At 67.2% G+C, this 9,726-nt stretch carries 3 protein-coding genes; 1 reads left to right on the top strand and 2 read right to left on the bottom strand.

Annotated features, from left to right (window positions below; translation table 11 throughout):
- Window positions 1-122: 122 nt before the first annotated feature.
- Together G6N77_RS01410 and G6N77_RS01415 are read right to left on the bottom strand one after the other, a co-directional pair.
- Complete coding sequence (locus G6N77_RS01410; RefSeq protein ID WP_165180195.1) at window positions 123-6,254, bottom strand: fibronectin type III domain-containing protein; 6,132 nt, start codon at window positions 6,252-6,254, stop codon at window positions 123-125.
- 257 nt (window positions 6,255-6,511) lie between these two features.
- The gene (locus G6N77_RS01415; RefSeq protein ID WP_240901568.1) at window positions 6,512-7,765 is read right to left on the bottom strand and encodes an ROK family protein; all 1,254 of its coding nucleotides are present in this window, start codon (window positions 7,763-7,765) and stop codon (window positions 6,512-6,514) included.
- 101 nt (window positions 7,766-7,866) lie between these two features.
- Between G6N77_RS01415 and G6N77_RS01420 the strand changes: the two genes are divergently transcribed.
- Entirely contained in the window at window positions 7,867-9,597 is a 1,731-nt protein-coding gene (locus tag G6N77_RS01420) for a glycoside hydrolase family 13 protein (RefSeq protein WP_165180197.1), read from the top strand.
- Window positions 9,598-9,726: the final 129 nt, after the last annotated feature.

Consider the following 9,726-nt stretch of genomic DNA (forward strand, 5'->3'; position numbering starts at 1 on the left):
GTGATCAAGACCCCCACGTATTTTCGCAGAAAGTCCATCGTCTTGACAAACTTTTTCTCACCCCGAACCGGCACTTAACGTGGATGTTGCTCTGAAACATCCACGTTAAGTGCCGGTTCGGGCTAGCACCCCAGGCTATTGCCGATGCGGTCCACCGTATCTGCCTTGACCCAGCGACTGGACTGCGGGCCCGAGGTCATGTGGTAGTAGCTCGGGGTTGGGCCGCCGTAGGGGTTCCCGCAGCGGTCCACCGTGACATAACCGTCGGCGTAGTCCAGCCAGTGGCCGCCCAGATTAACGTTGCCGCCGGGCGACACGTTGCCGTCGCAGGTTGCCGGCGGAGAACTGAACTTCCCGTCGCTGCCGTTAGTAGTGCACGAATGCCACGTGCCAGCCTGCACCCGCACCGTGGTTACAGGTGGTGGAGGTGGCGGGGCTCCTCCGCTGGAGAGGGTCTTGGATGCCGTCGGCCCATAAGTGCCCACCGAGTTGACCGAACGCACTGAGACCGTGACGGACCTGTTGTAGCCGCCCGTATCATAGCTGGCGCTGCCGTTGCCGCCCTTGGACACCCAACTGCCGCTGCCCACCTTGACCTGGATGGACTGGGCGTCAACGGCCCCGCTGGGATAGCTCCAGCTGTAGGTGAACGAGGTGCTGCCCGTTCCCCCGTTGCTGCCGCCCACCCCTGCCTGGCCCGGCGTGCCGTAGGGCGTGACAGCGTTCGACCGGCTCGACGCGTCCCCCGCCGTGGCAAAGGCGGACGATTTCGCGTAGACGGTGACAGTGGTGGAGGTGCCGTTCGGCGCGGGAACAGTGCCTCCGGGAGCAACCACCACGTCCGCCCCCGTGGACGAGACCAGCGCATGATAGCTCAGCTCACCGGCCGTGGAGCCGCCGGTGGCCGTGCCGGACAGAGGGGTGAAGTTGACGGTGACCCGGCCTCCGGCGGCCCCCGTGTTGGCGGGGGCAATGGACACGCTTTGCACCGTGCCGGGCTTGCTGACGGACCTCCGGGGCGCCGATGGCGTGCTGGGGTCCGACGACGACACCTCCGTGGTGGCCGTGACCGTGAAGGTGTAGTTGCCGGTGCCGTTGGGCAGGGACACCGTGGCGGTGGTGTTGGTGGTTGTGGTGGACTTCTGCGCCGCGCCGTCCAGGTACGTGGTGAGCGTGTACTCCTTGAGCACGCCGCCGTTGAGGTTGGGCTCGTTCCAGTCCACCCGGACCTGGTTTTGGCTGCCTACGGTGTCCACCAGCGTGGTGGTCGGGGCTGCGGGGGCATAGGGCTTGCCCGCCGGCTTGACGGGGACGGCCGTGTACTGGCTCCAGCCAGACGGCTTTGGCGCACTGTTGACGGCCTGAACCCGGAAAGAATACGCAACGCCGTTCGTCAGCCCCGTCCAGGTCAGATTGTTGCCGGTGACGCCGCTTTTTTGTGGATTCTGGCCGGCCGGCACCGGGGAGATTTCCAGGTTGTAGCTCTTCACCGGCGAGTACTCGCCCACAGGCGTGACCCAGCTGACGTCCAGCTTGGTGTCTCCCCGCACCGCAGTGGGTGCCGCCGGGGTGTCCGGCTGCTGGTCCGGGGTGGCCGAGGCCGAAGCCGGTGAGTACGCGGACTCTCCCACGGCGTTCGTGGCGCTCACCGTGAAGGTGTACGGCTGGTTGTTCGTCAGCCCAGTGATGAGGCAGGTGTTCGTGACGCACGCCTGGGTGCCGCCGTCGCTCTTTTTCACTGTGTAGCCCGTGATGGGCGCACCGTTGTCAACGGGGGTGTTCCACTTGAGCATGACCTGCTTGCTGGTCACCTCCTGCACGCGGGGTGCGTCAGGGGTGCCGGGCTTGCCCTTCACGTTCAGGGTGATCCGGCCCGTAACCTGCCGGGCCTTGTCGCCCGTGGCGTCCTGGACGGTGTAGCTGACCACGACTGTTCCGGTGAAGTCATCCGGGGCCGTGACGTCCACGGATGCGCCCATGGGGGCCACTCGGGTGGCACTGGCTCCAGAAATTATGGCCGTGTTGACAATTTTCAGCGGCGTGGCCGGGAACGGATTGACGTCATTCGCGAGCACCGGCACGCTTTCCAGCCGCCCGGCATGGGCGTCGGGCACGGAATCGTCATTGGCCACGGCCAGCGGCTTCGTGGAGGACGTGACGGTGATGGTGACGGTGGCCTTGACCGGCGGGTTGTGCCCGTCGTTGACCTGGATGCCCAGCGTCTGCACGGAGCCCAGCGCCGCCGACTTTTCGGCAGCCACTTTCAGCGTGGCGCCGTCGAGCTGGGCCTTGATGCCTGCCGGCTGGTCGCCAGAAAGCGCAAACGTGAGCGGGTCCTTTTCGGGATCGCTGGCCAGCTGCGAAAGGTTGACCTCGGAGGATTCCAGCTGTGCCACATTGATGGCGGTGCCGCTCAGCTTGGGCGGCAGGTTCTTGGCCGGCGACGGCGTGACGTCCGTCATGACGGTCAGCGTGGACTTCAAGCCGTTGGGGTCATCCGGGCCGGAGCCGTCCGTGACCTCAAAGGTGATGGAGCCGGGTCCGTAAAAGTCGGCGTTGGCCCTGTAGATGATGGAGCCGCCGTCGCCGGAGAGGACGTTGCTGCTTGAGGCACCGATGAGCCTGACTTTGTCCGCCTGGGTGATCCGGGGCGTGCGGCCGCTGCGCACCTTGACGTAGTCCTTCAGGTTCAAGGTGGCCGTGTTGCCTGCCTGGACCTTGATGGGATCGGTCTTGGCCAGCACGGGGTACTGCTGGCCCAGGCCCGGCACCCAGACAATGGCGGTGGAGCTGAGGTGGTCCGGATCCGTCACGGTGTACGGCACCATCTGGGGTGCCTGGGTGAGCTGGACCTGCAGCGTGCCGTCCGCATTGACGGAGGCCGTCGGGGTGTTTCGGGTCAGGGTCACCTTGAGGTCGTCGGTGACGCCGTCCGGGTCCTCGTCATTTTTCAGCACGGGGACGTTGACGGTGTTCTTCCCCAGCGCCTCCGCCGTGGTGACGATGTCGTCCCGGGCGATGGGGGCACGCAGGGGCGCGTTGGCCGTGACGTCCATGCGGATGTTGGCGTGCGCAGTGGCACCTGAGGGGTCGGTGACGGTGTACCCCATGGTGGCCATGCCGGGGGTGGCCGGGGCCGTCACAATGACCCTGCCCTGCTCGCCCACATGCGGCGCCATGTCTGCGGGGCCGCTGAAGCCGTTCTTGACCACGGCGAGGGGGTCGCCGTCGGGGTCTGAATCGTTAAGGAGCACGTCGACGGCCACCTGGCGCCCGGGCCGCATGGAAATGAAGTCGTCGGCGGCCTGGGGCGGGTGGTTCGTGGTGCCTGCCTTGGCGATGCCCACCTTCACGATGCCGGTGGCTTCGGCGCCGAGGCGGTCCTGGACCTTGTAGGTGAAGGTGTCGGTGCCGGCCGAGTTGCCGGCGGCCGTGTAGGTGATGAAGCCGTTGCCTGCCACCGCCGTGCCCAGGGAGGGCGGGGTGTCGATGCCCACCAGGCGCACGGAGTCGCCGTCGGGGTCGATGCCGTCGAGCGGGACCTGGATGCGTGTCTGCGAGCCGGCAATGACGCGGCCCTCCACGCTCTTGGGCGACGGCGGGAGGTTGTGCTGGGGGTCCGGGGCGATGATGTTGATGGTCACGGACGCGGAATCCGACTGTCCGGAGTTGTTGGTGACCTTGTATACGGCGGAGATGGAGCCGGCCGTGGGGCCGGCCAGGAAGCGCAGCGTGTCCTGGTCCACCCACAGCCTGCCGGCGGCCGCATCGGGGCTTTGGGTGATTTCCGGGTGCTTGAGGACATCCCCGTTCGGGTCGGTGTCGTTGGCCAGCACGGGTATGCGCACCACATCGCCCGCGCGGACGGTGACCACGTCGGGGCGGGCAACGGGCGGCTGCAGGGTGGAGCTGCTGGGGATGCGCATCACGGAGATGGCACCCGTGGCGGTGCCCTGGCCGTTGGCCACCGTGTAGGAAATGGTGACGGGCTGGCCCGGGTCATTGACGTCCGTCAGCTTGACCACGTGGTGGTCAAGGACGGTGGCCGTGAGGCCGGCACCTTCCGGAACTGTCACGGACTTGACCACCAGCACGCCGCCGGAGGGGTCGGTGTCGTTGCCCAGCACGTCCACCAGGGTGGAGCCGCCCACGGGCAGCCGGGCGATGTCCTGCACGGCGATCGGCACCTGGTCAGCCTGGGCCGGCACCACGTCAATGCGGATCAGGCCCGTGGCGCTTTGCGGGCCGTTCGTCACCTGGTACGGCAAGTAGACAGTGCCCGGGGTGGAGGAGGTGAAGGTAAAGGTGCCGTTGTCCGCGATGGCGGAAACAGAGCCCGTGGCGGGCTTGTCCACGCTGGCCAGGCGCAGTTCCCCGCCGGAGGGGTCCTGGTCGTTCTTCAACGGTGCCACGGTGGTGGCCTGGCCGGCCACGGCGCGCACAAAGTCGGCGTTGGCCACGGGCGGCACGCCGCCGGACTTGACGGAAACCTTGATGGTCTTGTCGGTGACGGCCCGGCCGTCGGAAACCTTGATGGTGACGGTCTTGATGCCGCTGCCCTGCCCGTTGTCAAGGTAGGTCAGTTCGCCGTCGGGCGTGAACTTGACCTGCCCCGTGGCGTCCCCGGCCGCGGCGCCCACCAGGAAGAGGTCGTCGCCGTCGGGATCGATCATGTCCGCCAGCACGTTCTGGGTGATGGACTGCCCCTGCGCCACCACCATGGTGGTGGCCCGCAGTGAAACCGGCGCGGAATTTTCCGAAGGCGGCACCACGCGGATGGTGACGGGGGCGCTGGCGGTGCCGCCGCGGCCGTCACTGGCCGAGTAGCGGAACGTTTCGCTGCCCGCCTGCGTGCCGGCGGGGACGGCCAGCTGCAGGCCCGTGCCGCCATAGACGGTTTGGAGTGTGCCGGCCTTGATGGCGGCCGGGTGGTCGCCCACGGTGAGCACGTCGCCGTCGGGGTCGGAATCGTTGTACAGGACCGGCAGCAGGGTGGTGCGCCCGGCACGTACGCCAAAACTGTCAGGATTGGCTATGGGCGGGCGGTTCGGCTTGGTCCGGTCCGGCAGGGTGTTGACCACGTTCGGGTCGGTGGATTCCTTCTTGGCGTTGTCGGCGTTCTTTTGGTCGGCCGTCAAGTCCTTCCAGTTGTTGACCAGCAGCAGGTTTTGGTTCACCAGCCACACGTCTCCGCCGTTCATGTCATTGAGCACCACCACGTCGCGGTTTTGGCGGAACACCAGGTCAGCCTGGCCGGCGGCCTTGGGCAGGTCCACCGGCTTGGCGTCCTGGCCGGGGCAGTAGTGGAGGTACTTGTTGGAACCGTTCCATGCAGCGTGCACGCAGCCGCCCTGCAGTACCGGGGCGATGGCGCGCCCGGTGCCGCCGGCATCCACGGTGGTGCCCTGGCCGCCGTCGAGCGGCTGGACCAGGAGCCCGCGTGAGGTCTCCACAACCACTGAGCTGCCGCCGGCACTGCGTTGCTGCAGGCGCGCGTTTTGGCCGTTCGGGACGGTAATTTTCTTGTTGCCGGGCAGGAACAGGGTGCCGGTGCCCGGGTCCAGGACCACCGGCTTGTCCCCCACCACGCTCAGCTCCAGCTTGCCTGTGTCAGGCAGGCCGTCCAGCGTGGTCTTGGAGGTGGCCTGCGTGCTGCCGTCAGCGGCGACCTTGGCCGTGGTCAATTCGCCGGTCCGCGGGTCGAGCACGAACACGCTGCTGCTGCCGGAGTCCGTGACCAGCCCGACGGCGGCCTGCGCGTTGGCCACTTTGGACAGGAGCGGTTTGCTGGTCTTGTCGTCGAACGATGCCACCGCGTTGCCGGGAACCGCCCAGACCTTGCCCGCGGCCGGATCCGTGATGGCCACCAGCTCGCTGCCGAGGGAGACCTTCTTGGCTCCGGAGAGCGACGTGTCCTGTGAAAGGGCCATGTCCGGCACGTCCACCTTGTTCAGGAGCGTGCCGGAATCGTTGTCCATGTAGACGGTGCCGGCGTTTTGCAGCACGTCGAAGCCGGGGGTGGTGGCCGTGAAGCCGCCGTCGAGCACCTGGGATTGGGCGTTGAGGTGGCCCACCATGTTCATGGTGCGGTTGGTGACCCAGACGCTGCCGTCGTTGAGGTCCACGTCGGCGGTGTTGAAGCCGGGGTAGATGACGGCGCCCGTCACCAGGGCAGCGGCAACTGCGGCGGTTCCCGTGATCCCCCAAAGCTTTCTTCCGCGCTGAGACCGGTTGACAAGTCGTGGCAAAGCCATTTAACACCCCTGGTTTGCCGCCCCTGAAGCCTGGCGGCAAACTGTTAGATTCCTTTTTTACTCTGTGCGCGGCACCGGTTGGGCAGCCACCGCGGCTTGGTTCCCCGCCAAGTCACTACACAGTTTCCCCGAAATCCCGGGATGCATGCAATGGGGAGCACTTCCCATGGGGAATTTCGCCGACATGCACGCAGTGAAGTACGACCACAATCGTAACCGATTGCTCCAGTTGGTGGGTTAATTATTTCCTGGCCCGGTTATTTCCTGCCCCGGCGCAGTCCCGCCGCCCGCGGCACCAGTTCCAGCGCCCTGTCCTCCACGTGGTTCAGGGCCAGCCGCACGGCGCCCAGCGTCACAATGGCGTCGCCCAATGGTGAAACCTCCACGCGCGGCGGGGCGGACATGAAGCTGGCGAGTTCCTCCCGCAGGGGCGGGAGCAGGACGGCCGACGACGCCGCCACCGCGCCGCCGATGACCACCAGTTCCGGGTCCAGAAAGGTGGCGAGCAGGGCGATGACCCTGCCCATGCGCCGGGCGACGGCGTCCAGCACGCTCACCGCGGTTTTGTCGCCGCGCGCCGCCGCCTCAAAGACCTGCTCCGCGCTGACGCCGCCCTTGTCTTTGCGGGCAAATTCGGCCAGCAGGGAGCGGGCAGCAGCGCCGGGACGGGTGGCGCGTGGCCCGGTGGCCACCGCCTCGGTGGCGAGCGTCCGCACCAGGGCCGCAATCCCATCCGGCGACCCGACGCCGCTGACCAGTTCCAGCGCGCCCACCTCGCCGGCGCGACCCGTGGCGCCGTGGAGGAGTTCCCCGGACGACATCAAGCCAAAGCCGATGCGCTCCCCCGCCAGCATGACGGCCAGGTCCCCAACCCCTTCACCCGTACCCATCCAGTGCTCGGCCATCGCCGCCAGGTTGGCATCATTGCCCAGCAGCACAGTCCAGCCGTAACGCTCCTGCAGGTATTCACTGACGCCGATGTCAAAGTTCTCCCAAAAGGCCTGGCTGCGCGGAATGCCGCCGTCGTCGTCCACCGGCGCGGCAATGCCCACACCCGCCACCAACACGGCATCCTGCCCCGCGCCTGCCGACTCCAGGGCTGACTGGACGGCCTTGCCCATGGTGTCGAGGCGCTCGGCGGCCGGGGCCGTAAAGTCACCAAAAATCTCCGTGGCCCTGCCCAGGATGGCGCCCCTCAGGTCCGCAACCACCGCCGTCGTCTTGGCCACGCCAACGTCAAGGCCCACCACCAGGCCCGCCCGGGCATCAAATTCAAAAACACGCGCCGGGCGCCCCTTTTGCACACCGGACTGGGGCCGGCGGGCCGGCAGTTCGCGGACCCAGCCGGCGGCGATGAGATCGTCGCACACGGCGATGACGGTGGCCCGGGCCAGCCCTGTCTCGGCAATGAGCTCCGTGCCGGTGAAGGAGCCGGCCCGGCGCATCACGGACAGCACTGCCGCCATGTTGGTGTGGCGCAGTTGCTGGGGCGTATTTGCCGTGAGTTCCAAAAGTACCCCTTGACGCGTGCCGGTGTGGACGGACATAATTCTAACAACATATAAATTTACGTTCTAAATAAACGTCTCATACCCACGCCAAGGAACCCCCCATGCCGTCGTCACCGCTCTCCGTCCTCCCGGCCACCGCCGCTACGCCAGGCACTTCCGGGGACCCCACCTGGTGGCGCCAGGCCGCCGTCTACCAGATCTACCCGCGCAGCTTTTACGACGCCAACGCCGACGGCCTGGGCGACATCCGGGGCATCACCGCCAAGGTGCCGTACCTGAAAGAACTGGGCGTGGACGCCGTCTGGCTGAGCCCTTTCTACCCTTCCGAGCTGGCCGACGGCGGCTACGACGTCGCCGACTACCGCAACGTGGACCCGCGCCTCGGGACGCTTGAAGACTTTGACGAGATGACGGCCAGCCTCCACGGTGCGGGCATGAAGTTGATCGTGGACATCGTCCCGAACCACTCCTCGGACCAGCACGCCTGGTTCCAGGAGGCCCTTGCCGCAGAACCGGGCTCCCCCGCCCGCGCACGTTACATCTTCCGGGACGGCCAGGGCACCAACGGCGAGCTGCCGCCGTCGGACTGGACCTCAATCTTTGGCGGCCCCGCCTGGACCCAGGTGCCCGATGGCCAGTGGTATCTGCACCTCTTCGCCTCCGAGCAGCCCGACTTCAACTGGGACAACCGCGAAATCCGCGACGACTTTCTAAGGACGCTGCGCTTTTGGTCAGACCGCGGCGTGGACGGCTTCCGCATCGACGTGGCGCACGCACTCATAAAGGACCTGTCCGAGCCGCTGCCCTCCCAGGCCGAGCTGGAACGGCTGGAAAAGCTCCACAACGGCACCAACCCGCTGTGGGACCGCGACGACGTCCACGGCATCTACGCCGAGTGGCGCACCCTGTTCAACGAGTACAACCCGCCGCGCACCGCCGTCGCCGAAGCCTGGGTGGACCCATCCCGCCGCGCTCGCTATGCCTCCCCCACAGGCTTGGGCCAGGCGTTCAACTTCGACCTGCTCATGGCCGACTTCGACGCCGCGTCCTTCGAGGGGATCGTGACGAAGAACCTGGCCGAGGCGCAGGCCACCGGGGCCTCCTCCACCTGGGTTTTTTCCAACCACGACGTCGTCCGGCACGCCACGCGCTACGGCCTGCCCCGGCTGGTGGCAGGGACGGGCGGCGGTGCGGATGCCGGCTCGGATCCCGTAGACGGCATATCCCAGGACGGCAAGGCCTGGCTGCTGGCCGGCGGCCCGGAGGCTGAACTGGACAGGGAGCTGGGCCTGCGCCGGGCCCGTGCCGCCACCTTGTTCATGCTGGGTCTGCCTGGCTCGGCGTACCTGTACCAGGGTGAGGAACTGGGCCTGCACGAGGTGGCCGACATTCCCGCCGCTGAGCGCCAGGACCCGACCTTCTTCCGCAACGCCGGGGTGGAGGTGGGCCGTGACGGCTGCCGTGTGCCGTTGCCCTGGACCCCTGCCGGCCCTGCCTTTGGCTTCGGCGATGTCCCGGCCCACCTCCCGCAGCCCGAGTGGTTTGCCGGTGCGGCCGCGTCCGCGCAGGACACCGACCCGGCCTCCACCTTGAACCTGTACCGCAAGGCGTTGGGCCTGCGCCGCTCCTTGCAGTCCGGCGAAACCCTTGAATGGGTGCCCAATGCCAATCCGGCCGTGCTGCATTTTGTTCGCCCGAACGGCTGGACCGTGGTCACCAACTTCGGCGACGCCGACGCCGCCCTTCCCGAGGGAACTGTGGTGCTGAGCAGCGTCCCACTCGAGGACAGGACGCTCCCGGCCGCCGCCACCGCCTGGCTGGTCAAGCCCTAAACGCCGGTCCGCCCGTTTTTGGCTGTTTGGTTCGTTCCGGTGGTCCAGATCGGCTGGTCGCTGTGAGTTGTCGCCCATGGCGAACGTCCTAGGCTGAAACAACCAGTGATGGTTAGAAGGGTGGGGGGT

The organism is Arthrobacter silviterrae (assembly GCF_011045165.1).
In the GTDB taxonomy this organism is placed as follows: domain Bacteria; phylum Actinomycetota; class Actinomycetes; order Actinomycetales; family Micrococcaceae; genus Specibacter; species Specibacter silviterrae.